Below are 25,856 nucleotides of genomic sequence, written 5' to 3'. Positions count from 1 at the left end.
CGGGCGGCGGCGCCGTCCGACCGGGCGGCGTCCGTCCTGTCGTCTACCCGGCGCACGGCGCGCGAACAGCGCCGCCGTACGCTCCGGAGGATCCCCGAGACCATGTCCCGGACCATCGACAACGCCCCCTATACCGCCTTCCACCGCAGGCTGGCCCTCGCCTGTTCCGGTGGGCCGCTGCTCGACGGCTACATCCTGAGCATCGTCGGCGTCGCCCTCATCGGGATGCGGCCCGACCTCGGCCTGTCCACCGCGGAGGTCAGCCTGATCGGCGCCGCCGCCCTGGTGGGCATGTTCGTCGGCGGCGCCCTGTTCGGCGTGCTGACCGACAAGATCGGCCGGGAGGTGATGTACACCGCCGACCTGCTGGTCATGGTCGCCTGCTCGGTGCTCTCCTTCTGGGTCGACGCGGTGTGGGCGATCGCCGTGCTGCGCTTCGTGCTCGGCATGGCCGTGGCCGCCGACTACCCCATCGCCACCTCCCTGCTGGCCGAGTGGCTGCCCGCCAAGCACCGCGGGCGCCTCCTCGGCCAGCAGATCGTCGCGTGGTACGCCGGTTCGGTCCTCGCCTACGTGGTGGGCTACCTGTTCCTGGAGCTGGCCGGTCCCGGCAGCTGGCGGTGGATGCTGGCGAGTTCGACAGCGCTGTGCGTGGTCTTCCTCGGGATCCGCCGCGGCTCCCCCGAGTCTCCGCGCTGGCTGGCCGCCAACGGGCGGGTCGGCGACGCCGTCCGCGTGGTCGAGAAGCACCTCGGCGTGCGGGTGGACGGCCGGGAGCTGATGCCCGAGGCCGTCGGCGCCGGACGGCGTCCCGGCGGGCTGCGGCTGCTGATGACCCCGCCGTACCGCCGCCGTACCCTGTTCTGCGGCCTGTTCTTCCTCTGCCAGGTGGGCCCGCTGTTCGCGATGCTGACCTTCGGCCCGCAGATCCTCTCCTCGTTCGGCATGCCGGGCGGCACCGTGATGGAGACCCTCGGCACCGGGCTGATCAGCCTCGTGTTCCTGCTCGGCTGCTACCCCGCCCTGCGGCTGATCGACACCAAGGGCCGACGCCCCGTCATCATCTGGTCGTTCGCGCTCATGACCGTCCCGCTCGCGCTGCTGGGCGTGTGGCCCACCGCGCCGGCCGCCGTCGCGCTCACCGCGCTGTGCGCGTACGCCTTCCTGTGCGGCGGGCCCAACGTGCTCGACTGGACCTACCCCAACGAGCTCTTCCCGACCGAGATCCGGGCCACCGCCGTGGGCGTGGCCACCTCGGTGAGCCGGATCGGCGCGGCCGTGGGCACCTACCTGCTGCCGCTGTCGCTGACCGGGCTCGGCACCGGCCCGACCATGCTGATCGCGGCCGGGACCACGGCGCTCGGGCTCCTGGTGTGCGTGCTGTGGGCCGAGGAGACGCGCGGGACGGCGCTGGGCGCCACGCCGACGCCGGCGGGCACGGCGGCCGTCCCGGCGCAGCGGGTGCCGCAGGCGGTGCGCTGACGACACGTGGGTCGGCGGCGTTGCCCGGGGAGCCCCGGGCAGCGCCGCCTGCGCGTCATCAGTGCCCCTGCGGGGCGGACGGGTTGAGGACCGCGCCCAGGAGGCGGTTGGACAGCGGGCTCGGGGCGGAGAAGTCGGGGCTGAGGTTGGAAATGGAGTAGACGGCGCGGATCGACAGGTCGCGGGTGGCGAACATGCCGTTGGCGTAGCCGTCGTCGTGGCCGGTCTTGCCCCAGAGCACGGTGCCGTTCGGCAGCGGGGTGGACATCAGGCCGGCGCCGAAGCAGGCCACCTTGTCGCAGGAGGTGCCGCCGACGAACGGGACGGGCTTGCCCTCGGTGTCCTTGGGCACGGCGAACAGCTCGTTCTGCTGTGCGGCGGGCAGCAGACGGCCCTGGAGGAGGGCGGTGATGAAGTGGTCCAGGTCGGCCGTGGTGGAGATCATGTTGGACGGGGTGCCGCCCTGCTCGCTGACGTCCACCGCGTCGCCCTGGCTGTCGGTCATGTAGCCGTGGAGGTAGGGGCGGGGCATCTCGGGGTCGTCCTCGGGCACCGAGGTCTGGTCGAGGTGCAGCGGTTCCAGGATCCGGCCGGTGATCTCGTCCCTGAAGGAGTCGCCGGTGATCTGCTCGATCAGCTTGCCCCCGATCCGGAAGGCGAGGGAGTTGTACTCCTGCTTGGTGCCGGGGTCGAAGTGCGGGCCGGGCCACGGGCGGTCGGCGGGGCGCAGGGTGTCCTGGATGACCTCGTCGAAGGTCCGGTAGGAGTAGCGGTCGGCGATCGTGTCGTCGACGCCGTCGGCGGGCTTGCCCTCGTCCACGTCCGGCAGGCCGCTGGTGTAGTCGACCAACTCGCGGACGGTGACCGGGGCGAAGGTGTCGGGGAGCAGGCCGGGCAGGTAGTGCTGGACGGTCTGGTCCAGGTCGAGCCGGCCCTCGGCGGCGAGCTGGAGGATGACGGTCGTCTCGAACACCTTGGAGATGCTGCCGGCGTGGAAGTGCGCGTTCTCCGGGATCTTGCGGCCGGTCTGGGAGTCGACGGTGGAGCCCGTCCACAGCCGACCCGGCTCGGCGACCCGGACGACCGCACCGGCGGCGCCGTCACCGGGCCGGGTCTGGATGGCGGCCTCCAGCGCGGCGGGGTTCAGCGGCGGGAACGCCGTCGTGGTGCCCGGACCCGCCTCGGCGAAGGCCTGGGCCCCCGACACGACGGTGACGCCGGTCAGGACGGAACAGGCCAGGCCGAGGGCGGCGGCGCGGCGGACGAGGGGATTCATGTGGCACTCCATGGAGTGATTCGGGTTGAGCTCTGGTCGCTTGGCTACGAGATCGATCGTGCTCGGCCCTCGCCCGGACGGGTATCGGGAAGAACCCTGAACGACCCCCGACCCACCGCGCCGCCGTGTCAGGGTGACCACCCATCAGCTCGCGGCACGGTTCGGCCGTCGCCGAACTGTTCCGCGCCTAGCGTGGCCCCATGACGATCTCCGAACCGTCCGTCCACGGCGTCCACGGCGTTCATGACGTCCACGGCGTCCACGGCGTCAGCTCGTACGCCGACGCCCGCGCAGTGCTCGAACAGCCCCTGCTGGTCCCCGAACCCGCCGCCGGCGCGGCGGACTCTCCCGTCGGCTCCCTGGCCTGGCTGCGCGCGACCGTCGCCCGGTTCACCGGCGACGAGCAGGTGCACGCGCGTCGGCGCGCCCACGCCGAGGCCGGACTGGCCGGGCTGGACCCGGAGCAACTCCGGCCGGCCGCAGCCGGTTCGGCGGCGGGCGCGGACGGCCGGCCCGCAGACCCCCGGCACGCGGACGACTGGCATGCCGCCGACCGGCACGCGGTCGTCCGCACCCTGGCGGAGGCGCTCGGGCTGCCGGGGCCGGACGTGGTGGCCGAGGCGGTCGTCGCCGTCTCGGCGGGGTACTTCGGCGGCCCGCTGACGCCCGTCGAGGCGAAGGCCGCCGACGAGGCCGTCGCCCTGCTGCTGGCCCACGTCGGCGACAACGGAAGCCCGGAGGCCGCGGCGCAGCGGATCGGGCTGCTGGTCCAGGCGTGCGACGCGACGGCCCGCCTGGTCGAACACGCCCGCCGCGCGACGCCGGACGGGCTGCCGGCCGGCGGCGCGGCGGGCGTCCTCGGCGAGGTGCTGCGGTACGACCCGCCGGTGCCGGCGCTGCGCCGCCGGGCGGTCGCGGACGTCCGTGTCGGGGAGCGTGAAGTCCGGTCCGGTGAGGCCGTGTTGATCGACGTGGCCACCGCCCAGCGGGACGCGCCGGACCTCCTCGTCTTCGGCGCCGGCCCGCACCGCTGCCCCGGCCGGGCCCACGCGCTGGCGCTCGCCGCCGGGCTGCTGGAACGGAACGGCCGGGCCGGGCACGTCGCCACGGCGCCTGGCGCCTGACCCGGGAAACTGGGGCGGCCAACGCCCCGCACGCAGCCCACCACCTCGTTCTCTCAGGAGTCTCAATGACCAACACCAACACCGCCGCCGCCAACGCCACTGCCTTCCGCGAGCTGCACCACCGCCCCGGTGAGCCCCTGCTGCTGCCGAACGCCTGGGACCACGCCTCCGCCGCCGCCCTGGCCGCCGCCGGGTTCCCCGCCATTGCCACCACGAGCCTGGGCGTCTCCGCCGCGGCCGGACTGCCGGACGGCACCGGCGGGACGCGCGCCGAAATGCTCCGGCTCGCCCGCAGGTTCGGCCACGGCAGGTTCCTGTTCACCGTCGACATCGAGAACGGCTACAGCGACGACCCGGCCGAGGTCGCCGACCTCGCCGCCGAGCTCGCCGAGACCGGCGCGGTCGGCGTCAACCTGGAGGACGGCCGCGCCGACGGCGGCCTCACCCCGCCGCACGTGCACGCCGCGAAGATCGCCGCGATCAAGGCGGCCGTCCCCCTGCTCTTCGTCAACGCCCGTACCGACACCCACTGGCAGCGCGAGCCGGACACCGCCGAGACGGTGTCCCGCCTGGCGGCCTACCGGGACGCGGGCGCGGACGGCGTGTTCGTCCCCGGCCTGACCGACCCGGCGGACATCGCCTCAGTGGTGGCCGCGATCCCGCTCCCGCTCAACCTCCTCGCCCCGACCGGCGGCCCGTCCCTCAAGGCCCTCGCCGACCTCGGCGTCCGCCGCGTCAGCCTGGGCGGCCTGCTCTTCCGCATCGCCCTCGGCGCGGCCGTGGACGCCGCCGTCGCCCTGCGCACGGACGGCGTCCTCCCGGCGATGCCGAACGTCCCCGGCTACGCGGCGATCCAGGCGCTCGCGGAGTGATCCCCTGACGGGGCCCGGCTCTCCGGACCGCGTCAACACCCGGCGCCCTCGGCGTGACCAGGACGGACCCAACTTGGTTGGAAAGGACGGCAATTCGTCCATGCTGTGGAGTCGGCCCGGGCACCCCGGCCGCGGGGGCCGTCGACCATCGGGTTGCCGGTGGTGGCCGCCCTGCTTCCCTGACCGTGGCCGTGGTGGCACCGTGGGGGTGACTCCGCACGATCGGAGCGTGACACGTGACGACCGTCGTCTGGCTGACCGAGGGCACCTGGCCCGCCTGTGTCGACGCCGCGCGCGAGCATTCCCCGCCCGGCGCCGACATCGTCCTGCTGTACGTGCGCGACCCCGAGGTCCCCGGGGCCGCGCACGGCGCCTTCGCCGGCCTCCTCGGCCGCGGCCATCGGCGGGAAGACTCCGATCTTCTCCCGGGCGACGGCTGGGGCGGCGACCCCGGCAGCCGCCTGGAACACCTCGCGGCCGCCTCCGGCGAACACCTCGTGCGCGCCGCCGCCGAGCGCCTCGACCTCCCCTGCACCGCCCAGGTGCGCACCGGCCGCGTCGAACGGGAGGTCGTCACCGCGTCCGAGGCCGCCGACCTCCTGGTCCTCGGCCGCGACGGCGACCGCACCCACCCCGGCCCGCGCAGCCTCGGCCCGGCCACCCGTCACGTCGTCGACCACGCCCCCTGCCAGGTCCTGCTCGTCTGGCCCTGACGGGGGACCCGCCGGGGCCCGCTGGCGGAGGTTCGGCCCGCGCCCGGCCACGCGCTCTCCCAACCGCTCCTCCGTCGGACCGAGTAGTCAAAATTCTTGACTATCAAAGTTTGTGACTGCTTCACTGGGACCAGCGACCGCACCGCGGCACGCACTCGTGAAGGAGTAACAGCCATGCACGGAACGACCACTGACGGATCGTCGCGCTTCACCGAGCAGCTCACCGCGGACAACGCCACCCTGCTGCTCGTCGACCACCAGATCGGGCTGCTCGCCGCCGTGCGCGACTACACTGTCGCCGAGCTCAAGCACAACGTGGTCGCGCTGGCGCGGGCCGCGCGCGTGCTCGGGGTCCCGATCGTGGTGACGACCACGGCGGCGGAGTCCCTGTGGGGGCCACTGGCGCCCGAACTGGCCGCGGCCCTGCCGCCGGAGCTGGAGGTCATCGACCGGAGCACGGTGAACGCGTGGGACGACCCCCGAGTCCGGGCGGCGGTCGAGGCCACCGGGCGGAAGAAGCTGATCGTCGCCGGCGTCTCCACCGAGGTCTGCCTGACCCTGCCCGCCCTCTCGGCCACCGGTGCCGGCTACGACGTGTACGGCGTCGTCGACGCCTCGGGCACGTTCAACGACACCAAGCGCACCACCGGCATCCTGCGGATGCAGCAGGCCGGGGTCATCGCCGTCGACTACGCGTCGGTCGCCGTGGAGATGCTCGCCGACAACGCGAGCCCGCTGGCCCCCGCGCTGTACGAGGCCGTGGGCATGGACTTCGGCATCCTGAACGGCCAGCTCCGCGAGGCCTACGCCAAGCAGGCCTGATCGAACAGGCCCACGCCGAACTGGCCTGATGCCGAGGGGCTTGAGACGAAGCAATCGCTGGGCACCGTCCTGCGGTGGCCGACCCGGCCGGCGCGGACCGCCGGCCGGCCGGGCGATATCGTGCACGGACCAGACCAGCGACCCGCTGCCGATCCGAAGGGGGACCGCCATGCCGGAGAACGACGCCCGTGCGACGAGCGCCGCACCGGAACCGGACCTCGGGGTGCTGACCGGCATCCTCTTCCGCGCCCTCCAGGACGAGCTCTGGCACACCATGGCCCACGAGGGGTTCGACGACCTCACCCCCCGGCACGGCGCCCTCCTCGCACACCTGCGTCCCGACGGCGTGCGCCCCAGTGAGCTGTCCCAACTGGCAGGCCTGCACAAGCAGATCATCGGCAACACCGTCGACGAGCTCGAAGCCCTCGGCTACGTCGAACGCCGGCCCGACCCCGCCGACCGCCGCGCCAAGCTCGTCGTGCCCACGGAGCGCGGCACCGCCGAGATCGCCGCCGCGCGCCGCGTCCTCGCCGCGATCGGCCGCCGCCACGCCGACGCGATCGGGGCCGAGGAGTACACGCGGTTCATGCGCTCGCTGACCCGCATCGCGCACCTCCAGCAGCGGGCCGTGCAGCAGCCCTGAGCAATGGCCCGACGTGGTCACCACCCACCCGCAGGCCGGAGAGTGAAGGAGCGCCACCGCCCGTGAAGATCGAATTCGACCCCTCGTACGCCCTGGGGGACGTCTCCGGCTCCGCCGAGGACCTGAACCTTCTGGCCCGCATGGTGGCCGAGGGGGAAGGGGTGATCGACCTCCCGTCCTCGGCCGCGACGGGCCGCCACGACCTCACGGGGGTCGAGGTCAGGGACACACCCGGCCCCGGCGTGCTGCTTCACCTGGACGCCTCGCGCCGGGTACTGGTGATCAGCGGCGACGGCCCGGCGCGGGCGGTGCTGGCCGACAACCTGCGGGAGATGGCCGAGCTCGACGACGGCGGCCACCTCCACATCGAGTACTTCCCCGACCACTTCTACCTCGCGGAGGGATCACTGGCGCTGGTGGTCAACAGCCCGCACGGGGGCATGCCCCGGCGGTGAGACCACACAGGAGCGACATCCTTCGCGGTCACTGTCGTCCGCGTCAGTCCGACGATTCGGGCGCGCGCCGGTAGCGCTCGTAGACCACGCGGGAACCGAACGTCCTGGTGTCGATCAGGTCCAGCCGGACGTCCTCCGTGACGGGCGGCAGGAAGGGCGTGCCGCCACCGACGACGATCGGGTGGCGGAACATGCGCAGTTCGTCGACGAGCCCTTGCACGACCGCCTGTGCCGCCAGGTCGGCGCCACCGACCTCGACGTCCAGGTCGGTGGCGGCGAGCGCCGCGGCGGCCTCCTCGGCCAGCGGTGCCCGGGCGAGCCGCGCGTTGCCCTCGACGCGGTCGAGCGTGCGGCTGAAGACGACCTTCGGGATCCCGCTCCACACGTCGGCGAACTCGGCCCACAGCTCGGTGCCGCGCATCGACGGGTCCGTCTCCCACGGCAGCATGGTCTCGTACAGCCTGCGGCCGCACAGCAACCCGCCGAGCTCCCTGATCTGTTCGACGTGGAAGCGGAACTGCTCCTCGCTCGGGACCGACCAGCCGAACTTGCCCTCACGGTCGGAAATGAACCCGTCCACCGAGACGCCCATCGAGTAGATCAGCATGGCTCCGAGCCTATGCCGCCCGGCGCGCTCACGCCGCTTCCAACGCGACCCCGCCCCGGCCGGGCTCCAGTGCCGCCGAGGCCGGCCGCGCCGACCGGTCAGGGCCGACCAGCCAGGGCCGACCTGTCAGGCGCCGGCGGCGAGGGCCTCGGCGAGGTCGGCGTTGGTGAGGGCGCGGCCTCCGATGCCCCCGGCACCGTCGCGGGCGTTGAGGATGTTGACCCACGACGGGGCGGTTCACGCCGCCCGCGTAGACGTCGAGGCCTTCTTCGAGCTGGTCAGGCCGGTGGTCGCGGATTCGGCGACGGGCAGCGGCTGCGCCGTCGCCGCCGTCACCATCGGCACCGGCTCGGAGGACGACGACGTGGCGCTGCGCCGGATCGCCTCGACGGCGTTCACGGCATGGGTGGGCCGCCTCGCCGAGCGGCTGTCCACCGCCGGACTCGACGCCGACACCGCGAGCGGACTGGCCGCGACCCTGATCACGCTGCTGCAGCGCGCGCACGTGCTGTGCCGGGCGGCCGGCGACCTCGCACCCTTCGAGCAGGTCGTACGGACGGCCGGCGCACTCGTGCCGGGGCTGCGACGGAACGGCTAGGAACCGCCCAGAAGCAGCCAGAGCAGCAGCGTCAGGTACGGCGTGGCCAGCGCCCCGCCGAGGCCCGCGCCGAACGCCAGCCCGAAGAGCAGGTCGGCCAGCCACATCACGCGCGTCGGCGCGATCACGCGCGACGGGTCGCGCAGGTCGTAGCGGACCTCGTTGCGCCGGTTGCCCCAGCGGACGGACTCGTCGTGCGCGGAGCCGTCGAGCGCGCGGAACAGTGCGCGGAGGTCACCGGCCTTGGCGTACGTGGCGAAATCGGGCTTGAACTCCGCCCGCACCGTCACCCCGCGCCGCCACACCCGCCAGCGCTTGACCGGCTGGACCACCCGGAGGGACAGCCCGATCAGCCAGAGGCCGGCCGCCGCCATCGCCCAGGCCACGAGCGTGACCCAGCCTCCGGCCAACAGGGCGACCGGCACGGCGAGCGCCGCGTGCCCGATCTGCACGCGGACGAGCGGTGACGAGGCGCGCAGGGCCCGGGCCGTCCGCCGCATCGCCCTGACCACGGCGGGCGGCGGCGTGACGTCCCGGATCGGCGGGCGGTCGCCCGGTCCGGGGCTGTCGCCGATCAGCGGCTCGATCTCGTCCGCGAGCGCCCGGGCGACCTCCGGCAGCCGGTGCCGGAGCGTCAGCGAGGTGTCGTCGAAGAGCTCGACCGTCAGCGTCCCGCCGTCCACGCCGACCCTGCGCACCCAGACGCCCGGGACGACGATCAGCTCCCGCCCCCGCTGCCAGTGCACCGCGCCGTCGGCCACCCACAGCCGGGCCCGACCCTGCACCATGATCACGCCTGATGACCTGTCAACCGCTCTGCCATCCCCCATGAATGATCATCATACGGACGCGGGGCTCCCGGCGGCTCCGAACAGCGATCAACCGAGGAAGTCCACCCGGTCGATCAGGCCCTCGCGGACCCGGTAGCCGACCAGCACCCGGACCGGGTCGTCCTTGATGCCGTGGGCGATCTCCCGATCCACGACCCACTCCCCCTCGGTCAGCCGCCCGACGATCTCGGCCCGGCACTGCGCCTTCGCGAACATGCCCGCGTACACCTCGCGCAGCGCCTCGCGCCCGTCGAGACGGCTGCCGTCGCGGCGGTTGACGGTGACGTCGGGGGCGTAGGTCGCCAGGAAGGCGTCCAGGTCATGGCTGTTGTAGGCGGCGAGCTGGCGTTCGACGACGATCTCCGGAGTGGTCATCGGACGATCATGCAGTGCGAGCTGCCGTTCGTCCAGGGACGACCGGGTGACCGTTCGTCTCAGACGTACTGGAGCAGCGGGAAACCCAGGAAGCCGTCGAGGCCCGCCCACTCGAACACGCAGACCGCGGCCACGACGTCCGCCTCCGCCCTCACCCCATCCCACACGCCGCCGCGCCGCTCCCCCACCACATCGCCGCGCGCGGACACCGCCTGGATCCTGAACCCCTGCGTCCGGAACCGGATCGCCCCGCCCGCCATCGACAACACGACGGACCGGCCGGACGGCAGCAGCGAGCGCTGCCCCCTCACCGTCATGCCGGCCCCGGCGAACTCCCCGTGGACGGTCTTCGCCACCCGGCGCAGCGCCGGGCCGCCCGGATTGCCCATGTCGTGGAGGACGAGGACGTCGTTCCCGCCGATGCCGACGGTCCACTCCTCCCAACCCTCCCACTGGCCCTCGACACCACCCCGCGTCGCCCGCGCCCGGTGCAGGAGCACCTCCCCCAACGGGCTCCGGGCGCGCGCATAGAGGCGCCGCTCCTTGGCGGGGTCGCGCCAGTCGCCGGAGCCGACGACCCTTTGGAATTCCACGTCATCCACCCGAACTTCTCGAAGGTCTCCACTCACGGCGAGACCATGGCCAGAGCGTCATTCCACCCCACGACTCGACGAGCCCACCCGGCGGGCCCCCTTCGGTGCGGCTGTGGGCGACCCCCAAGGGGCTGCCCCTCTTCAACGGAACAATCCCGTAGCGGGGATCACGACCGGCCTGCGCGTCGCGATGAACGGCGACGAGGCGGACCGAATCGCCGTTGCCACAGGGTTCTTCGAATCACTGCTGAACGCCTGGGACGACGGGTTCGGCCTCGCATCGGTCCGGCCGGCCGTCGGGCCGGAATCACGCGCCTACTGCCGTGCCTGGAACGACTTCGGGGGCATCGAGTCGCCCGCCTGGATGTGATGAGCCGATTCTGTGACGGCCCGGCGGTCAGCGCTCGTCGACGGCGTAGCCCAGGCTCCGGGCCTGCTCGGCGACGGCGGTGAAGTCCGCGGTCGCCGACAGGGCGGCCACCGTTCGGCGGGTGAGCGGGGCGCCGGTCAGGACGGCCTGGACGGCTTCGTGGTCGATGTCGCGTTCGTAGTAGTCCCCGGCCCAGTCGGTGTACGCCTCCGCCGTGCCGTCCGCCACCAGGCCGAACAGCCAGTCGGCGCCGTCCGATTCGTCGTCGGCGAACTCGACCGGGCCGCTTCCCCACCCCTCCGCGCCCGTCCCGTGCCACGGGATGCGTTCCGTGCGTCCGCCGGTCCTGTGTCCGGCCCGGTGAGGGCTACCGCTTCCAGGGGCGGGCGAACTCGTGCAGGGCTGCCACGGCCGCGGGTGCCAGGGTGTGGTCGTTCACCGGCGTGCCGGCCGGGTGGAGGAAGTGGTCGACGCCGTCGAGGGTGCGCAGGCCGGGGCCGGTGGTGCGGGCACGGGCGAGGGCGGCGAGCAGGGGCGGGGTGGTCGCGCAGGGGACGTTGGTGTCGGCGGTGCCGCACGTGACGGTGACCCGGGTGCCGGGGCGAAGGGCGCGGGCGACGTCGGGCGGGTAGACGGCGTCGTCGCTGCGCACGAAGCGGGCGTTGTTCGGGCCGAACAGCGCGTTCAGGAGGGCGGCGAGCGGGGGCAGCAGCGTGCTCGTGTCGGCCGGGCGGCCGGCCCGGAAGTCCGCGATCGCGGCGCTCACGCCCGTCTTGTTCGCCTCGGCCTGCGCCGCGGTCACCTGGCCGGCGGCCACGGCCTGGTCGAGCTGGCCGGCGACCTGGGCGGCGAGGAGGTCGAGCAGGCGAGCGTCCTGCGGGGCCAGCAGTGCGAGACCGGCCGGCGCGGGCCGGACCGTCCGGGCGACGAGGAGGGCCTGCAGGCCGCCCTCGCTGTGGCCGACGAGCAGGAGGGCGTGCGGGTCGGCCTCGGGCTGGTCGCGCAGGGTGGTGTAGGCGGCCGCGGCCTGGCGGGTGAAGGCGTCGAGGTCGAGCCGGCCGGGGTCGCCCTGGTAGGCGCCGGGGCCGGTGCGGCCGGTGAAGTACTTGTCGAAGCGCAGCGTCATGACGCCGTCGCCGCCGAGGGTGTCGGCGAGTTGGGCGAGGGTGCCCGGGGTCAGTGCGGGCGGCTCGTCGCCGTTGCGGTCGGTCGGCCCGCTGCCGGGGAGCAGCAGGGCGGCGGCGAGACGGTGTCCGGCGCGGTGGGCGGGGACGTGGAGGGTGCCGTAGGCAGTCGTGCCGTCGGCGGTGAAGCGGATCTCGTGGTCGGCGGCGGGGACGAGCCCGCCGCGGTCGGCCGCGGTCGCGGCGGGTGTGCCCAGTCCTGCCACGGAGACTGCGGCGAGCAGGACGGCCGTCGCCAAGGTACGCCAACGCATCTGTGTTCTCCCGAGAGTTGAGGTGTGGTTCAGCGGCCGATCGGTCGCCTGACCGTCACGAGGGCGGCCGGCTCCCCAACCTACGTGAGACTCTCGTGGATGCGGCGGCGCGGGCCGTGCTGCCGGTCGACCGGCGGGAGCGCCGGGGCCGTGGCCCGAATGCGACGCCGGCGGGGCCCGGCGGTCCTCGGCCCGCAGGTCCACTGGCATCATGAACGCCCGGTGGCGGTCGGCCGGTTCGGGGAGGGAAGGGCAGGGGACGGGATGCCGTTTCGGTTCCACTTCACGGGCGAGGACCTGGCCCGGACGCGCGTGGCCGGGAGCGTGGCTCCGATGATGGAGCTGAACGCGGCCCTGCGCGTCCTGCAGGACCGTGGCCAGGACGTGCGGTTCGGGGCGTGGCGCCGCGAGGTCCGGGGCCGGCTGGGGCCGCAGGCGCGGATGCTCCTGGACCTGGTGCCGTCGCACGGGCTGTCGCCGGGGTTCCTCAACCCGACGGGCACCCGGAGCGTCGCGGAGCTGCTGGAGGCCGTCGCGGCCACACCTGGCCGGCGGATCCGGGAGGACCTCGCCGAGGTGGCGGCCGTGCAGCCGGTCCCCGGGTGGGCCCGGGCGCTGGGCGAGGACCGGGAGTTGCTGGGCCGGCTGGTCGGGGCGCTCGGCCACGTCCACGACGTGCTGCTCGCGCCGTACCGGGCGCCGGCGGAGGACCTGCTCGCGGCCGACCGGGCGGCCCGTGGGCGCGACCTGCTGGAGGGCGGGGTCCAGCGGCTGTTCAACCAGCTGCTTCCGTCGCGCATCCGGTGGGAGGCGCCGGTGTTGAGCGTCAAGATGTTCTCGGGGTTGGACGAGGACATGCACCTGGACGGCCGGGGGCTGCTGCTGATCCCCTCCGCGTTCGTCACGGGGGCGGCCGTGGTGTTCCCGGAGGGGAGGCCGCAGCCCGTGCTGCTCTACCCGGCTCACCAGCCGGACGCCGTACGGCCGTTGGGATCCGCGTCGGCGCCGACGTCCGCGGCGCTCACGGCGCTGCTGGGCCGTACCCGCGCGGCCGTCCTGCTCGCCATCGCGGAGCAGGACGGCTGCACGACGGGCGCGATCGCCTCCGCCGTCCGGATCTCGGCGGCCAGCGCGAGCGAGCACGCGACGGTGCTGCGGGCGGCGGGGCTGATCTCGACCCTGCGGGACCGGACCACGGCGATCCACTCCCCCACGACGGCCGGCCTCACCCTCCTCGGCGCGGGCGCCGCCTGACGCCTGACACCTGACGCCGCACGGGTGCCCGGGGCGGCGGCGGCCGGAGACCACCCCCGTCGGCCTCCGACCGGCGCGGCCCCGCCCCGGTGCTCCCATCGTCCCGAGAGTGCCGCGGCGCTGTCGCCGTCCTTCGGCGTGGGCCGAAAAAGGACGGATCCGCAGCCGACTTCAGGAGGCCGTCACGCGCAGACCCGCGAGCAGCGTGCCGCCGTCGGGGGTCACGGCCAGGACGCGGCCGCTGCGGTGCCACAGGGTGACCGCCCCCGCGTGGTGGCGGATGCCCACCGGGGTACCGGCCGCGCCCGGGAACCTGGCCGTGAAGGCGGGCGTCGCGCCGGAGCCGGCACCGGCGCGGACGTGGGCGCCCGTCGCGTCCGTCGCGGTGTACGCCCACCACGCGCCGTCGGTACGCGCCTCGCCCTCGCCGTCCACCTCCAGGGAGACCGATCCACTCTCGCCGGTCCAGCGGAGCGCGCCCGGCCCGACGCTCAGCAGACGGCCGTTGGCCAGCGGCTGCGCCGCGACCCGGTCGTCCTCCTCCAGTCCCAGGCGACGGCGCAGTTCCCAGCCGGGCTGGTCCCAGCGCCAGAGTTCGGCCCGGCCCGGCGTGCGGCCGTCGGAGCGGGTGCGCACCAGCGCGGCGCAGCTGGTCGCCGAGCGCACCACTGGGCCCGACAGCCGCTGGTCGTGGCCGAGTTCGCGCCACACGACGGTGGGACGCGGGGTGTGGGTGTCCAGGACGGTGATGCCGTCGTCGTCCGCCGTGAGCAGGTGGCGGCCGTCGAAGGACGGGACGATCTGGCGGGTCCGCAGCGTCGTCCACCGGTGGAGGGTGCGGGTGGCGAGGTCGAGGCGGACGAGTTCGTGGACGTCGCCGTAATGGGCGACCAGGAGCGCGGTGCCGCCGTGGTCGGCGACCACGAGCTGGTCGGCGGGCACGTCCCAGCGGGCCCGGGTGCGGCCGTCGGGGGCGAGCAGCCGGACGCCCGCGTGCCCGCAGGCGACCAGGACCGAGCCCGAGCCGAGCCGGACGGCGTCGAGGACGGGGAGCGTGCCGGGGCGGTCGGGGGCGGTCAGGTGCGGTACGCCGGCCACGCTGCGCTCGGCGCGGCGCAGGCGGGGCAGGTCGACGGCGGCGAACGGGTCTGCGCGCTTCAACAGCCGCTCGTGGAGCAGGTGTTCGGTGTGCGCGTCGCGCGTGCCGTCCGGCCGGCCGAAGCCGCCGGCCCGGATGACGGCGCGGAGCGCGGCGGTGGTGAGCTCGCGGTCGACGGCCGGGTCTGCGGCTGGGAGGTCGGCGAGGGCGGCGGCGAGGGCGAGGCTCCCGGCGGCCTCGTCGCCGCCGTCGAGGAGGGCGCGGGCGAGTCGACGGGTGGCGTCTCCCGCGCCGAGGGCGAGCAGGTGGGCGAGGGCCCGGCCGCGGACGGGCCCGCCGAGGGCGACGGCGTCGCGCAGGTCGGCGGCAACGGTCGGGCGCAGGACGGGGTCGGGCCAGGCGGCGGCGACGGCGCCGAGCCGGTCGCCGCGGGAGCGGCAGTGCTCGACCCAGGCGGTGCGCAGGTCGCGGGCGGCGGCCCGGTCGGTGTCGGCGAGGCGCTCGACGGCGCGGGCGAAGGCGCCGCGGCGGTGGGCGGTGCGGACGGCGCGGTCGCGGTCGCCGGCCCGCCACCAGAGGCGGACGATCAGGTGGGCGGCGAGGCGGCGGCCCTCGGCGAGTTCGGCGGCCTGGGCGGCGCGGTCGCGCCGGGCGAGCAGGGCGACGGCTTCGGCGGGGGCGTCGAGGAGGTCGGCGAGGACGAACGCGGCCTCGTCGATCCGCCCTTCGCCTTCGAGGGCGCGGGCGGCCTCGCGGTAGAGGTCGGTGAGGTACTGGTGGACCGTCGGGCCGCTGATCGGACTGGCGACGAGCGGGCCGTCGGCGAGCCGCGGGGTCGGCCTGAGGGCGCCGGTGAAGCGGCGGGGCAGGCGGCGGCCGAACCAGACCGGCTGGTCGCGGGAGCCCGCGGCGGCGAGCCGGATGGCGTCGCGCAGGGCGTCTTCCCAGCGGCGCTGCTCGAATGCCCGGGTGAGGTCGCGGAGGTAGCGCAGGTGGCGGCGGTGGAGCGCGCCGGAGGTGGACGGCGTGCGGCGGGCGCCGCGCGGCCTGGCCGTGCTGCGGGCGGCAGCACCGCCGGCCGCAGCGTGGGCGGCACCGGCCGACCGCGCCTGGCGCCGGTCGTGCAGGACGAAGCCCAGGAGGACCGCGGCGGCGCCGCCGACGGCGAGCAGGAACGCGCCGAGGTGGAAGCCCCTGCGGGCGATCAGGTTCGAGAAGGGGATCGCGGCGATCGCGGCGACCAGGAACACCGCGGCAGCGGCGACCCACCCCTCGTTGGAGCGGTCCGGGCCCGGCGCCGTACGGCGGCGCGCGCGGTCGGTCGACTCGGAGATCCCGGCGGCCGTGCGAAGGTCCACGCCGGGCGCCTGCGGGACGTCCTCCCGGACGGTCTCGGGCACGACCGGGGCACCGACCACGCCGAGCCGGTGGAGGGTGAGTCCGGACAGATCGAGCCAGTCCTCTGGCCTCAACTGCGGTAGTGAATTGATGATATGACGCTCAATCACACCGGCAGCATGGAGCAGGAGTTCACCGGGAGCCGCGTTCTCGTCACCTCGCAGCCCGACGGCCTCCAGCCCGCCGCCGACCGCGCGAAGCGGCTCCCCCGGAGCGCCGTCGACCCGGATCGGCGTCGGCTCGGGAAGCGTGAAGAGCCAGCGGCCGTCCGGAAGTTCGCGCAGCTCGGCGCCCGGCCGCCAGGCCGTGAGGACGCGGTCGGCGGCCTCGGCCGCACCGATCACGGGGGCGTCGAGCACGAAGCCGGACGCGTGGATGACAGGGCTCATTCGTCGTTCTCGATCGAGAGGAGGGTCTTGCCGGTCGCCGCATTGCCGGCCCTCAGCCGGCCCGGCCGGGGCTCGGCCGCGATCATCGGCCAGCGCGGGTGGACGGCGGGCACCGCGGGCCCGCCGGAGAAGTCCGTGAGCGTGCGGACCTGGCCTTCGCGGACGGCGCGGACCAGGTGGGCGTCGCGGGTGCACGTGAGGAGCACGGGCGCACCGGACTCGTCCTCGATGATCGCGATGACATCGCCGCCGCCGGGGAGTTCGAGGTAGCGGCGCTCGCCCTTCCGGGTGCGGATGTCCCACCCGAAGTCGTCCTCGGACCACGCGAGCAGCCCGCCCGCGCCGTGCACGAGGTACTCGCACTCGGCCACGCCGGGCGGGAGCTCGCCGTCGAACAGCCGCGGTTCCCGGGCCCGGACGAAGGGCCGGCCGCCGGCGGTCGACACCACCGGCCCGTCGAGGGTGACCCGGCCGCCGGGCGCGATCCGTCGCCAGTGCCCGGCCAGGGGGACGACGAGGTCCTCGCCGTCGCGCACGAGCGGCAGGACGGGCTGGTGCGCGAGCGCGGGGAGTGCGGTGGCGTCGAGCCCGAGGTCGGCCAAGTCGACGTCGTAGCGGCCCGGTTCACCGAGGCGACTGCCGCTGACGTGGAGGAGGAGGCGGCTCCGGTCGACGTAGTAGACGAGCAGGCGCCGACCGGTCCGTCCGGCGGCGACCACCTGTCCGCGCAGTTGGTGGCGGCGCGGCCGGGCGCTCCCGGCGAAGTGCGCCGTGCTCGGCGGCAGCCGCACCGCGAGCAGCACGGAGGCGTCCCGGCCGCGCGCGAGCAGCGTCGCGGAGTCCGTGGTGAAGGCGGGCAGCGCCCCGGTGCCGCCGGGGAGCGGCGCGAAGACCACGCCGCCCCGACGGAACTCGGAGCCGCGCAGCGCCCGGACGGCGACGGCCCCGGTGGGCAGCAGGAGTTCGGCCTTCGGTCCGCCGTCCACCCGGATCGCGACGCGGGTGGCGCCGTCGGCGGTCCAGCCGGTCTCCTCGGTACTCAGCACGCTCTTGCGCGACGGCAGTTGCTCGGCCAGGCGCGGCGAGGCGAGCAGCCAGGCGCGGTCGCCGTCGGCCAGCGACTCCTCGGCGCGGCGGACGTCCTCGGGCGTCGGGTCGGCGTGCCGACGGGCGACGAGCCAGCGTGGCAGCACCTCGGCGAGGTCGCCGCCCAGCAGCCGGCCGGACGGGTCGCCGAGCACGCCGACCAGCAGTTCGGTGCCGCGGGCGACGGCCCGCCGGTGCAGCACCAGCAGGACGGCGAGCTGGACCAGCCGGCCGGCGCCCGCCTGGGCGGGGCCGGTGTCGACCAGGGCGACGACCCGGCCGCGAACGGTGTCCGTGGTCGACTCGGGCGCGAGGTGCAGCAGTTCGCGGTCCGCGTACCGGCGCAGGAACTCGTCCGGGGCCTCGTCGGCGAGCAGCCACTCGGAGGGCAGCAGCTGGTCCGGGCGCCCGGTGCGTGCGAGGCCGCCGTGGCCTTCGGGCGTGCCGAGGACGCCGACGGTGCTCTCGTACCCGCCGATGATGGCGTCCAGGCGGCGCAGCAACGGATCGAGGGCATCGGCGAGTTGGGGGCTGATGGCGCCGAGCGAGGCAGCCCGGCCCACGGACTCGGCGGACGGTCGGACGGTCATCGCTCCCCCTCACCGCGCGCGACGGACTCCAGCGCCGCTTGAGAACTGATGGCGCCGAGCCAAGCGGCCCGGCCCACGGACTCGACGGACGGACGGGCGGTCATCGCTCCCCCTCCCCGCGCGCGACGGACTCCAGCGCCGCTTGAGAACTGATGGCGCCGAGCCAAGCGGCCCGGCCCACGGACTCGACGGACGGTCGGACGGTCATCGCTCCCCCTCCCCGCGCGCGACGGACTCCAGCGCCGCCGGGTCCGTCCCGGGCGGTGGCCGGTCGGCCACCAGCGCGTGCCCCGGCACCAGGACGCACAGCTGCCCCTCACCCGCCCCGAGGGCGGCGCGCCACAGGGCGGCGGCGGGCTGCGGCCGCGCCGTGGTCGGTACCAGCAGGTCACCGTCGAGCCCGAGGTAGCGGGCGCCGGGGGCCCACGGCAGGTCCTCGGTGGCGCCGAGCACGAGCAGGGCGGTGGCGTCCGCGGCGACACCGAGACGGGTGCCGGCCAGGAGGCGTTCGCGGGTGGCGGCGGCGAGTGCGGGGACGTCCTCGCCGAGCGCGAGCACGGCGGCGGCCGGCAGCGGCGGCTCACGGCGCTCCCAGCGGAGTGGGACGGGCGTCGGACGAGAAGCGTCAGCCGGCACGTGGCGGTCGTCGCCCGTCAGGCGGGGGTCGTCACTCGTCATGCGACGGTCGCCGCCCGTCATGCGGCGGTCGTCACTCGTCATGCGAACGTCGCCCGTCATGCGGGGGCGACCGCGGCGACCAGGCCGGCGCGTATGCCGGCCAGCGCTCCGGGCAGGTCGGCCGCAGCGAAGCCGGCGTCGATCTCACGCAACACGGCCTCCAGCCGTAGCCGCGAGTCCCGACCGTCGGACAGTCCGGCGTGCTCGGCGAGCAAAGCGGCGCCCGTGCGCACGAGCCGTTCGGCGCGCGCGGCGGTGCTGCGGGAGAGCTCCTCGGCGGTGTGCGCCAGGCTGCGGTTGGCGGCGCCGTCGATCAGGTCGGCGAGGGTCTCGCGGGCGAGCGCCTGGGTGTCGGCGGTGGGCGCGACCAGCGGCAGCACCCACAGGTCGCGCGCGGAGGCCGTGGTGCGCCCGTCGAGGACGGCGGCCGCCGCGACGAGGTTCTGCGAGCGGACCGCCCGGCGGTCGCTGATCGGGACTCCCGCCGCCCGCAGGCGCCGCAGCGCCGTGCCGAGCAGCGGGGTGACGGCGTCCAGGTCGCAGGACCGGGCCGCGGCGGCGAGCCGGTCGAGCGCGCCGAGCAGCCTCGCCGGCCGTTCGGGTGCGGTGTAGGGCCGTCGGCCGGCGGTCAGCAGGTCCTCCAACTGCCCGTCGGGGACGGGCTCGACGAAGACGCGCGCGAGGAACCGGTCCGCGAAGGCGGCGAGGGCCGGGTCCTCGGGCAGGTGGTTGGCGGCGCCGACACACACCCGCAGCGGGCTCGCCAGCACCGTCCGGCCGCGCCGGAACACCCGGTCGTTGAGCAGGCCGAGCAGGGTGTTGAGCACGGCCGTCGAGCCGAGGAAGACCTCGTCGAGGAACGCGAACTCGGCCTCGGGGAGCATCCCTTCGGTCGCGAACTCGACGTGGCCCTCGCGCAGCCGGCGCAGGTCGACCGGGCCGAACAGCTCGTTGGGCTCGGTGAACCGGCCGAGCAGGTACTCGAAGTACCGCCCGCCCAGCTGCCCGGCGACCCGCCGCACCGCCTCGGACTTCGCCGTCCCGGGCTCGCCGATCACCAGCACGTGCTCCCCGGCGACGGCGCACAGCGTCACGACCTCGGCGACCGTCCCCCGGCCGACCAGCCCTTGCCCGGCGGCGGCCGCCGCGGCGGCGACCAGTTCGGCGTCCGCCGCGGTCGACCCGGCGGCGGCGGACGCTCCCGGGCCGCCCCGCCCGTCACCGGCGAAACCGGACGCGATGTCGGAATCGGGCGTCGAAGTGGCCCGGGATGCCCCGGGGGCATAGCGGGTCGGGGCGGGACGGGACGTCAAGGCGTCGGCGGCGTCCGTGGCATCAGCGGTGTCGGTGGCGTCGGTGGCGTCGGTCACGAGCACGGGAGTCTACGGGTGCCCCGTTCGCGCCCACCAGCGGGTTTGGCGCCGCTCGGTTCCGCGCCCGCCACGAAGGCTCCGGAGCCCGATCACCCGATCCGGCTGAGCCGGGCCCGCGTCGCCGGATCGCCCCCGACGGACGGGACCGCGGCCGGGCGGTCCGCCTCGACCCGCTCCGGCCCGGCGAGCAGGATCGTGCGCTGCAGCCGCCGCAGGCCGGCCGAGGGCTCCATGCCCAGCTCCCGCACCAGGGTGTTCCGCAGCCGCTGGTACGCCTCCAGCGCCTCGCCGCGCCGCCCGGAGCGGTGCAGGGCGAGCATGTACTGGCCGTGCAGGCTCTCGTGGGTGCGGTAGCGGTCGACCAGGACGGTCAGCTCGGCGAGCAGGACGCGGTGGCGGCCGAGCCGCAGGTCGGCCTCGATGCGCTGGTCCAGGGCGCAGAGCCGGGTCTCCTCCAGGCGTTTGGCCTCGACGGCGAGCTGGCCGCCGAGCGGGACGTCCGCGAGGGCCGGGCCGCGCCACAGGGCGAGGGCGTCGGCCAACTGCCGGGCCGCGAGCGCGTGGTCGCCGCCGTCCATGGCGCGGTAGCCGAGGCCGGCCAGGCGCTCGAACTCGTGGAGGTCGACGGTGCCGCCGCCGGTGTTGAGCATGTAGCCGCCGGGCGACGTCACCAGGACGTCCTTCGCGCACGTGGCGGCGCACGGCTCGTCGGCCTGGGCGAGCGCCTTGTCGATCAGGTCGCGCAGTTGCAGCACGTAGGTCTGGACGGTCGTGCGCGCGCTGCGCGGCGGGCGGCCGGACCACAACTCCTCGGCGAGGACGCCCGCCGGGACGACCTGGTCGGCCCGTAAGGCCAGCAGCGCGAGCACCTGCCGCGGTTTGGGCGCAGAGGGCACCACCGACTCCCCGCACACCCGGACCCCCAAAGCCCCCAGCACCCGGATCTCCACGATGACCACCCCACATCCAGACGCGTCGGCGGCCCCGACGGCCACCGGTCGGCCGAGCACCCGTCAGCCGGACGGCAGGGCACCCACCACCATCCAAAAACAGGGCGGACGGTTTGTCAATGGAAAACCGACCAAGCTGTTTGTTTTATGCCGAACAATTCGCCACCCGAAGATCGACGGAGACCAACAGGGACCGGCGGGGACCGACCGAACCCGACGGGCGGAGGCCTCAGCCGGCGTCCGCGCCGCCCGCGGCGTCCGTCCCCTCCGGCGCTCCTGACGTCGCATCGGCCGCATCCGCACCGGCCGCCGCCCGCGCCGCCACCTCGGCCGCCACCCTGGCGCCGCGGTCGGGCGCGAGGTCGAGCGTGGCCAGCACGCCGGGCATCGCGATGCTCGGCATGACGAGCCGGTAGAGCCCGGACACCCGACGCTCCAAGTCCGCCCGCCCGGTGAGCTTCTGGGACTGGATCTGCACGCCGGTCCACGCTCCGGTCAGCAGCCAGGCGGTCTCGGCCGGCACCACGTGCGGCAGCAGTTCACCCTGCTCCTTCGCTGCCACGAGCACCTCCTCCAGCCGGCTGATCCAGCCCTGGAAGGCGCCGCCACGGAGATCGCCGAAGACGTCCTGGCCCAGCGAGAGCCGCGCGCCGGCGCTCAGGAGCGCATCCCGCGGCATCAGGTGCGCCACCACCATCCCGGTGTCGACGAACTCCTGGAGCTTGCAGCTCCGTTCGGGCAGCGGCCCTTGGACGAACTGCTCCTCCACGACGCCGAGCGCGAGGTCGCGCTTCGAGGCGAAGTGGAAGTACAGCGCCCCGCGCGTCACGCCCGCGCGCGCGACCACCTCGCCGATGGTCGCACCCTCGTAGCCGAACTCGTCGAAGACCGTCGCCGCGGCCTCCAGGATCGACCGCCGGGTCTGGACCGCCCTCTCCTGCCGCACCAACGCCACCACCCCTGAACCGTTCGGAGAACCAAACCAAACACCCTGTATCTTAGCCGTACAGGAACGGGCCGGTCCCCCTCCCCGGCGGTGTCCAGTCCGCTCGGGAACGCGGTGAAAACCGTGTGGACGGTATGGGTCGGACAGGCGACGCACGATTCGCCCGCGATCGGCCGGTACGGAACGCCGCCTCCCACTTCCCGCCGCCGTCCCGCCGGCCAAAGCGTGGTCAAATCACGCCCAAGTGTTCTTCCACCGTCGAATTGACCGCAGGTCAGGCACCCGTCCGCAAGCGCCGACGGCCTCCCGAACCCCTCGGTGCGCACCCGGAGCGACGAGATCGCAACGCTCGGTCGCCGACGAACCGTGGTCCGGACTCCTTGAAAACCAAACCGGAAGGTACGTATCTTACGAGCCCTGAGCAGCCCTACCCGCCCGCCACGGCCCTTCGGAGCGCTCCCGTGACCCAGCTTGCCTATCGTGCCCCCGCGCCCTCGCGCGCCGCCACCGGCCTTCCCCGCGGCCTCTCCACCGGGCTCTTCGCCGGCTTCTCCGACGACCTTCCGGACGACCTCTCCACCGGCATCCCCGGTTTCGGGCCCGCGCATGCCGACTCCGCCGCCGGGCTCGCCGACCGCCCGATCGGCGCGAAGCCCCGACTGACCACCACCGTCCCCAAGGAGTACGTCCACCGCGCCTGTCACGCCGAGGTCTTCCTGACCGGCAGTGAGCAGTCGAGCGACACCACGTTCACCGTCACCGCGCAGTGGCCGCGCGCCCACACCTTCTTCAGTACGCCGGACGGCACCCGGCACGACCCGATGCAGGCCGCCGAGACGATCCGCCAGACCGGGCTCTACCTCGCCCACACCCGCTTCGGCGTGCCGCTCGACCACCGGTTCATGATGTGGAACCTCGACTGCACCACCCACCCCCGGCGACTCACCATCGGCGGCACGCCCACCGACCTCACCATCGAGGCCAGACTGGAGCCGCAGCCCAGAACCCGCACGACGATCGACTTCACCCTGACCATCACCATGCGCCGAGGCCCCCACGTCGCCGCGACCGGCCTCACCCGCTTCACCACCGTCTCCGACGCGACCTACCGTCGCCTGCGCGGCGCCTGCCGCAACCCCGACACGAACCGCGCGGACGGCACTAACAGCACCGACCGCACCGACGGGCCCGGCAGCCCCGACGGCGCGAGCACGTCCGAGCGGCTCGTCCCCGCACAAGCCCCGGCCGGCCCGCCACTGCCGCCCGCCCGGGTCGGCCGACTGCGCCCCGCCGACGTCGTGCTCACCCCGTCCGACGAGCCCGACACCTGGCACCTCACGCCCGACCCGTGGCACCCGATCCTCTTCGACCACGCCATCGACCACATCCCCGGCATGGTCCTGCTGGAGGCCGCCCGCCAGGCCGCCAACGCCCTCACCTCCCCGGTCACGATCGCGCCGACCGCCATGACCACCACCTACCACCGCTACGCCGAGCACGACGCGCCGACCACCGTCACCGCGTGCCTCAGCCGCGCCGAGGACCCCGACGCACTCACCACCGTCGTGACCGGCCACCAGTACGGCGCCCCGATCTTCACCACGGTCATCACCGGCCGCCCGGAACACGGGTGAGGCTCGGGCGAGCCACGGCCCGTCCGGCCCATCCGCCGGGCGGGACGTCCACATCGTGACAACGACCGGTCCCACCACCGGGATTGGCATCGGGCGAACACCTACGCGAGGATGAGCACCCTTTGGAAGGCTGTCACCGGGAGTGCACGATGAGTGAAGTCGCTTCGCAGCAGAACGAGTTGATCAGACTCGCCGACCGCCCGGGCGGCGCCGGGAAGAGCCTGCGGGTCCTCGTCCTCGGCCGGCGCGCCCCGGTCACGCCGCTCGGACACGGCCGGCTGGACTGCGAGATCGTCGCCACCGCCGAGGCGCTGACCGCCCGGTTCGCGACGGTCCTGACGGAACAACACCTCATCGACTGGGAAGCCGCCCTGGAGCGGCTCTCCCGCCGGGAGGCGGTCCGCTGGCTCGACGAGGAGCACGGACCGGAGCTGCGGGTCGAGCCCGGCCGGCCCGGCGGGGTCTGGGTCACCGTCTCCGACGCAGAGGACTCCGGCGTGACCCTGCGCTTCATCCTCTCCCTAGCCCCCGGCTGGCTGGAGGAGCAGCACGCCCTCCTGAAGATCCTCCGGGAGGGCTGCCCCGTCGAGGCCGTCGTGCACTCCCCCGACGACAACGACGCGCAGTAGGAGAGCAACTCCCGTTTCCTCGTCCTCAGTTGTGCGCGGCCGGCGCGAGCCTGCGCAGCGATCGGTCGGGCAGGACGAGCGCGAGCAGGAGGGCGGCACCGCCGAGCATGAACAGCGCGAGGTGGTGCAGCCCCGCAGTGGTGGCGCCGTGGGGGAAGAACGCGGCATTGGCCGCGGAGGCCGCCATCGCGCCGAGGTACGTGAACGTGCGGAGCAGGCCCGCCGCGGAGCCGATCCGGGCCGGGTCGGCCTGGTGGTAGAGGGCGGCCTGGTTGGCCAGGCCGATGAGCCCCTGCGGGATCCCGGCGAGTATCCCGACGGCGACCAGCAGCCAGATTCCGCTCCCGGTTCCGACCGACAACATCGCCGAACACGCGGCGAGTTGGAGGAAGGAGCCGACGACCAGCTTGCCCCGGACGGCCGTGCTGCGGCCGGTGGCGGCGGAGACGGCGAGGGCGGCGCCGGAGAGCGGCAGCAGGACCAGTCCGGCGGCCGAGGGCGTGAGGCGGCGGCCTTCCTCCAGCCACTGGGTGTAGCCGTAGAGGAAGGCGTAGGAGGCGGTGTAGCCGAGGAGTTGGCGCAGGTAGGTGACGATCAGCGGGCGGTTCCCGGCGAGCGTCCGCAGATCGATGAAGGGGTCGCGGACACGCAACTCCCGTGCGGCGAAGGCACAGGCGATGGCGACGGCGGCCGCCGGCAGGTACCAGTGGGCGGCCTGCGGCTTCATGAGGAAGAGCATCAGGGCGACGAGCATGGCGGCGAAGAGCGCGATCCCGGTGCCGTCCAGGCGGGCGGAGGTGCGCCGCGCGCGGGCCGGCCGCCTCGGCAGGCGGGCCGCGCCGAGCACCAGGCAGGCCAGCGACAGCGGCACGTTGACGGCGAAGACGGCCCGCCAGCCGCCGGCGCCGATCAGCAGCCCGCCGAGGGTGGGGCCGATGACGGCGACCGTCTGGTTGGCGACGGCCAGCGCGGTGAGCACGCCCGCCGGGCTGTCCCGCCCGGTCCGCGCGGCCTCGCTGCGGGTGAGGTGCATCGCGGCGGGATAGGCGGCCGACGTGCCGAGGCCCAGCAGCACGCGGGCGGCGATCAGCAGCCCGAGTGAGGGGGCGAGCGCGCCCAGCAGGCCCGCGACGCCGACCAGTGCCGTCCCGGCGAGGTAGAGGCGACGGGGCCCGTGGGTGTCGACCAGTCGCCCGATCACGGGCTGGCCGACGGCGGTCGCGAGGTAGAGCGCCGAGACGAGCCAGGCCGTCTCCGCGGGCGGGGCTCCGAAGGCGGTGCCGATGGGCACCAGGGCGACGGCGATCATCGAGGAGTTGACCGGGTTCAGCACCGAACCGAGGACCATCGGGGCGATCAACCGCCGGTCGAACTCCCCCTCCCGGCCCGGCCGTTGTCCACCGCGGGGTAGCGACCGGATCCGGGCGAGCAGGGCCGGCGCCTCCGGCACGGTGACGCGCTCGGCGGACTCGCCGACGTCGGCAGGTATCTCGTTCACTCCGTCCACGGTAGGTCCATCAGCCTTGACTGTCCAGCCTTGCTGTACAGTTTCACTGCGCAGTTTTGCTGCACAGTTTTGCTGCACAGTTTGCCCACCGGAACCGTCCGCCCCCGGGCAACCGTCCCCAACCC

General features: G+C 74.5%; 26 protein-coding genes. 12 read left to right on the top strand and 14 right to left on the bottom strand.

Features of this window, described 5'->3' with window-relative positions; genetic code table 11:
• Positions 1 to 102: 102 nt before the first annotated feature.
• A complete protein-coding gene (locus ACFXDE_RS04870) occupies positions 103 to 1,482 on the top strand; it encodes an MFS transporter (RefSeq protein ID WP_380490952.1) in 1,380 nt (459 codons plus the stop codon).
• Between the two features lie 58 nt (positions 1,483 to 1,540).
• Here the strand turns inward: ACFXDE_RS04870 and ACFXDE_RS04865 are convergent, their stop codons facing one another.
• Positions 1,541 to 2,758, bottom strand: coding sequence for a serine hydrolase domain-containing protein (locus ACFXDE_RS04865; RefSeq protein ID WP_380490951.1), 1,218 nt, complete (start codon positions 2,756 to 2,758; stop codon positions 1,541 to 1,543).
• 200 nt (positions 2,759 to 2,958) lie between these two features.
• On the opposite strand from ACFXDE_RS04865, the gene ACFXDE_RS04860 reads away from it, so the two are divergent.
• The 6 genes from ACFXDE_RS04860 to ACFXDE_RS04835 all read left to right on the top strand — a co-directional run bounded on the left by ACFXDE_RS04860 (position 2,959) and on the right by ACFXDE_RS04835 (position 7,387).
• On the top strand, positions 2,959 to 3,882 hold the full coding sequence (locus ACFXDE_RS04860; RefSeq protein WP_380490949.1) for a hypothetical protein: 924 nt from the start codon (positions 2,959 to 2,961) through the stop codon (positions 3,880 to 3,882).
• Positions 3,883 to 3,947: 65 nt separating this feature from the next.
• A complete protein-coding gene (locus ACFXDE_RS04855) occupies positions 3,948 to 4,754 on the top strand; it encodes an isocitrate lyase/phosphoenolpyruvate mutase family protein (RefSeq protein WP_380490947.1) in 807 nt (268 codons plus the stop codon).
• Between the two features lie 236 nt (positions 4,755 to 4,990).
• Positions 4,991 to 5,467 carry a universal stress protein gene (locus ACFXDE_RS04850; protein ID WP_380490945.1) on the top strand — a complete coding sequence of 159 codons (477 nt, stop codon included), beginning with the start codon at positions 4,991 to 4,993 and terminating at the stop codon, positions 5,465 to 5,467.
• Between the two features lie 174 nt (positions 5,468 to 5,641).
• Positions 5,642 to 6,289, top strand: a complete 648-nt coding sequence (locus tag ACFXDE_RS04845; RefSeq protein ID WP_380442576.1) for an isochorismatase family protein — start codon at positions 5,642 to 5,644, stop codon at positions 6,287 to 6,289.
• A 169-nt stretch (positions 6,290 to 6,458) separates the two neighbouring features.
• Positions 6,459 to 6,932, top strand: a complete 474-nt coding sequence (locus ACFXDE_RS04840) for a MarR family winged helix-turn-helix transcriptional regulator (protein WP_380490943.1) — start codon at positions 6,459 to 6,461, stop codon at positions 6,930 to 6,932.
• Between the two features lie 62 nt (positions 6,933 to 6,994).
• On the top strand, positions 6,995 to 7,387 hold the full coding sequence (locus ACFXDE_RS04835) for a hypothetical protein (RefSeq protein ID WP_380490941.1): 393 nt from the start codon (positions 6,995 to 6,997) through the stop codon (positions 7,385 to 7,387).
• A gap of 43 nt (positions 7,388 to 7,430) precedes the next feature.
• On the opposite strand, the gene ACFXDE_RS04830 is transcribed toward ACFXDE_RS04835, so the two are convergent.
• On the bottom strand, positions 7,431 to 7,994 hold the full coding sequence (locus ACFXDE_RS04830) for a dihydrofolate reductase family protein (protein WP_380490939.1): 564 nt from the start codon (positions 7,992 to 7,994) through the stop codon (positions 7,431 to 7,433).
• A 214-nt stretch (positions 7,995 to 8,208) separates the two neighbouring features.
• On the opposite strand from ACFXDE_RS04830, the gene ACFXDE_RS04825 reads away from it, so the two are divergent.
• Positions 8,209 to 8,592: a hypothetical protein gene (locus ACFXDE_RS04825; RefSeq protein ID WP_380491182.1), complete on the top strand. Its 384-nt coding sequence runs from the start codon at positions 8,209 to 8,211 to the stop codon at positions 8,590 to 8,592.
• Here ACFXDE_RS04825 and ACFXDE_RS04820 read toward each other — a convergent pair.
• The 3 genes from ACFXDE_RS04820 to ACFXDE_RS04810 form a co-directional block, all read right to left on the bottom strand.
• Complete coding sequence (locus tag ACFXDE_RS04820; protein WP_380490937.1) at positions 8,589 to 9,380, bottom strand: hypothetical protein; 792 nt, start codon at positions 9,378 to 9,380, stop codon at positions 8,589 to 8,591. The two genes, ACFXDE_RS04825 and ACFXDE_RS04820, sit on opposite strands and share 4 nt — an antisense overlap.
• 90 nt (positions 9,381 to 9,470) lie before the next feature.
• A complete protein-coding gene (locus ACFXDE_RS04815) occupies positions 9,471 to 9,797 on the bottom strand; it encodes a nuclear transport factor 2 family protein (protein WP_380490935.1) in 327 nt (108 codons plus the stop codon).
• Positions 9,798 to 9,856: 59 nt separating this feature from the next.
• Positions 9,857 to 10,390 (bottom strand): hypothetical protein, encoded by a 534-nt coding sequence (locus tag ACFXDE_RS04810; RefSeq protein ID WP_380490933.1) that lies wholly within the window; start codon positions 10,388 to 10,390, stop codon positions 9,857 to 9,859.
• A gap of 112 nt (positions 10,391 to 10,502) precedes the next feature.
• Here ACFXDE_RS04810 and ACFXDE_RS04805 point away from each other — a divergent pair, with 112 nt between their 5' ends.
• On the top strand, positions 10,503 to 10,760 hold the full coding sequence (locus ACFXDE_RS04805) for a hypothetical protein (protein ID WP_380490931.1): 258 nt from the start codon (positions 10,503 to 10,505) through the stop codon (positions 10,758 to 10,760).
• Positions 10,761 to 10,787: 27 nt separating this feature from the next.
• Here ACFXDE_RS04805 and ACFXDE_RS04800 read toward each other — a convergent pair whose 3' ends face one another.
• Positions 10,788 to 10,988 carry a hypothetical protein gene (locus tag ACFXDE_RS04800; protein WP_380490929.1) on the bottom strand — a complete coding sequence of 67 codons (201 nt, stop codon included), beginning with the start codon at positions 10,986 to 10,988 and terminating at the stop codon, positions 10,788 to 10,790.
• Positions 10,989 to 11,127: 139 nt separating this feature from the next.
• On the bottom strand, positions 11,128 to 12,198 hold the full coding sequence (locus ACFXDE_RS04795) for an alpha/beta hydrolase (RefSeq protein WP_380490928.1): 1,071 nt from the start codon (positions 12,196 to 12,198) through the stop codon (positions 11,128 to 11,130).
• 333 nt (positions 12,199 to 12,531) lie between these two features.
• Between ACFXDE_RS04795 and ACFXDE_RS04790 the strand changes: the two genes are divergently transcribed.
• Positions 12,532 to 13,452, top strand: a complete 921-nt coding sequence (locus ACFXDE_RS04790) for an ArsR/SmtB family transcription factor (protein WP_380490926.1) — start codon at positions 12,532 to 12,534, stop codon at positions 13,450 to 13,452.
• A gap of 171 nt (positions 13,453 to 13,623) precedes the next feature.
• Here ACFXDE_RS04790 and ACFXDE_RS04785 read toward each other — a convergent pair whose 3' ends face one another.
• The 6 genes from ACFXDE_RS04785 to ACFXDE_RS04760 form a co-directional block, all read right to left on the bottom strand.
• Positions 13,624 to 16,338: a bpX6 domain-containing protein gene (locus tag ACFXDE_RS04785; RefSeq protein ID WP_380490924.1), complete on the bottom strand. Its 2,715-nt coding sequence runs from the start codon at positions 16,336 to 16,338 to the stop codon at positions 13,624 to 13,626.
• Positions 16,335 to 18,014: a hypothetical protein gene (locus ACFXDE_RS04780; RefSeq protein ID WP_380490922.1), complete on the bottom strand. Its 1,680-nt coding sequence runs from the start codon at positions 18,012 to 18,014 to the stop codon at positions 16,335 to 16,337. Before ACFXDE_RS04780 ends, ACFXDE_RS04785 begins: the two co-directional genes overlap by 4 nt.
• Before the next feature lie 204 nt (positions 18,015 to 18,218).
• A complete protein-coding gene (locus ACFXDE_RS04775) occupies positions 18,219 to 18,734 on the bottom strand; it encodes a hypothetical protein (RefSeq protein ID WP_380490920.1) in 516 nt (171 codons plus the stop codon).
• A gap of 14 nt (positions 18,735 to 18,748) precedes the next feature.
• Positions 18,749 to 20,062, bottom strand: coding sequence for an AAA family ATPase (locus tag ACFXDE_RS04770; RefSeq protein WP_380490918.1), 1,314 nt, complete (start codon positions 20,060 to 20,062; stop codon positions 18,749 to 18,751).
• Between the two features lie 92 nt (positions 20,063 to 20,154).
• A complete protein-coding gene (locus ACFXDE_RS04765; RefSeq protein ID WP_380491180.1) occupies positions 20,155 to 21,015 on the bottom strand; it encodes a BTAD domain-containing putative transcriptional regulator in 861 nt (286 codons plus the stop codon).
• A 229-nt stretch (positions 21,016 to 21,244) separates the two neighbouring features.
• Positions 21,245 to 21,961, bottom strand: coding sequence for a ScbR family autoregulator-binding transcription factor (locus ACFXDE_RS04760; protein ID WP_380490916.1), 717 nt, complete (start codon positions 21,959 to 21,961; stop codon positions 21,245 to 21,247).
• Positions 21,962 to 22,422: 461 nt separating this feature from the next.
• Between ACFXDE_RS04760 and ACFXDE_RS04755 the strand changes: the two genes are divergently transcribed.
• Together ACFXDE_RS04755 and ACFXDE_RS04750 are read left to right on the top strand one after the other, a co-directional pair.
• Entirely contained in the window at positions 22,423 to 23,595 is a 1,173-nt protein-coding gene (locus ACFXDE_RS04755; RefSeq protein ID WP_380490914.1) for a ScbA/BarX family gamma-butyrolactone biosynthesis protein, read from the top strand.
• Between the two features lie 149 nt (positions 23,596 to 23,744).
• Positions 23,745 to 24,224 carry a DUF5959 family protein gene (locus ACFXDE_RS04750; protein ID WP_380490912.1) on the top strand — a complete coding sequence of 160 codons (480 nt, stop codon included), beginning with the start codon at positions 23,745 to 23,747 and terminating at the stop codon, positions 24,222 to 24,224.
• Between the two features lie 25 nt (positions 24,225 to 24,249).
• Here the strand turns inward: ACFXDE_RS04750 and ACFXDE_RS04745 are convergent, their stop codons facing one another.
• The gene (locus ACFXDE_RS04745) at positions 24,250 to 25,656 is read right to left on the bottom strand and encodes an MFS transporter (RefSeq protein WP_380491177.1); all 1,407 of its coding nucleotides are present in this window, start codon (positions 25,654 to 25,656) and stop codon (positions 24,250 to 24,252) included.
• Positions 25,657 to 25,856: the final 200 nt, after the last annotated feature.

This window comes from Kitasatospora sp. NPDC059408, from assembly GCF_042751525.1.
In the GTDB taxonomy this organism is placed as follows: Bacteria; Actinomycetota; Actinomycetes; order Streptomycetales; family Streptomycetaceae; genus Kitasatospora.
Note: the sequence above shows the minus strand (reverse complement) of the source record. Positions and strands in the feature narration are given on the sequence as shown.

Bases quoted from the DNA above. Each gene is read 5' to 3' on its own strand.
- ACFXDE_RS04870 (WP_380490952.1), top strand. From the start codon at position 103: ATGTCCCGGACCATCGACAACGCCCCCTATACCGCCTTCCACCGCAGG.
- ACFXDE_RS04865 (WP_380490951.1), bottom strand. From the start codon at position 2,758: ATGAATCCCCTCGTCCGCCGCGCCGCCGCCCTCGGCCTGGCCTGTTCC.
- ACFXDE_RS04860 (WP_380490949.1), top strand. From the start codon at position 2,959: ATGACGATCTCCGAACCGTCCGTCCACGGCGTCCACGGCGTTCATGAC.
- ACFXDE_RS04855 (WP_380490947.1), top strand. From the start codon at position 3,948: ATGACCAACACCAACACCGCCGCCGCCAACGCCACTGCCTTCCGCGAG.
- ACFXDE_RS04845 (WP_380442576.1), top strand. From the start codon at position 5,642: ATGCACGGAACGACCACTGACGGATCGTCGCGCTTCACCGAGCAGCTC.
- ACFXDE_RS04840 (WP_380490943.1), top strand. From the start codon at position 6,459: ATGCCGGAGAACGACGCCCGTGCGACGAGCGCCGCACCGGAACCGGAC.
- ACFXDE_RS04830 (WP_380490939.1), bottom strand. From the start codon at position 7,994: ATGCTGATCTACTCGATGGGCGTCTCGGTGGACGGGTTCATTTCCGAC.
- ACFXDE_RS04825 (WP_380491182.1), top strand. From the start codon at position 8,209: ATGTTGACCCACGACGGGGCGGTTCACGCCGCCCGCGTAGACGTCGAG.
- ACFXDE_RS04820 (WP_380490937.1), bottom strand. From the start codon at position 9,380: ATGGTGCAGGGTCGGGCCCGGCTGTGGGTGGCCGACGGCGCGGTGCAC.
- ACFXDE_RS04815 (WP_380490935.1), bottom strand. From the start codon at position 9,797: ATGACCACTCCGGAGATCGTCGTCGAACGCCAGCTCGCCGCCTACAAC.
- ACFXDE_RS04795 (WP_380490928.1), bottom strand. From the start codon at position 12,198: ATGCGTTGGCGTACCTTGGCGACGGCCGTCCTGCTCGCCGCAGTCTCC.
- ACFXDE_RS04790 (WP_380490926.1), top strand. From the start codon at position 12,532: ATGATGGAGCTGAACGCGGCCCTGCGCGTCCTGCAGGACCGTGGCCAG.
- ACFXDE_RS04785 (WP_380490924.1), bottom strand. From the start codon at position 16,338: ATGAGCCCTGTCATCCACGCGTCCGGCTTCGTGCTCGACGCCCCCGTG.
- ACFXDE_RS04780 (WP_380490922.1), bottom strand. From the start codon at position 18,014: ATGACCGTCCGACCGTCCGCCGAGTCCGTGGGCCGGGCTGCCTCGCTC.
- ACFXDE_RS04775 (WP_380490920.1), bottom strand. From the start codon at position 18,734: ATGACGAGTGACGACCGCCGCATGACGGGCGGCGACCGTCGCATGACG.
- ACFXDE_RS04750 (WP_380490912.1), top strand. From the start codon at position 23,745: ATGAGTGAAGTCGCTTCGCAGCAGAACGAGTTGATCAGACTCGCCGAC.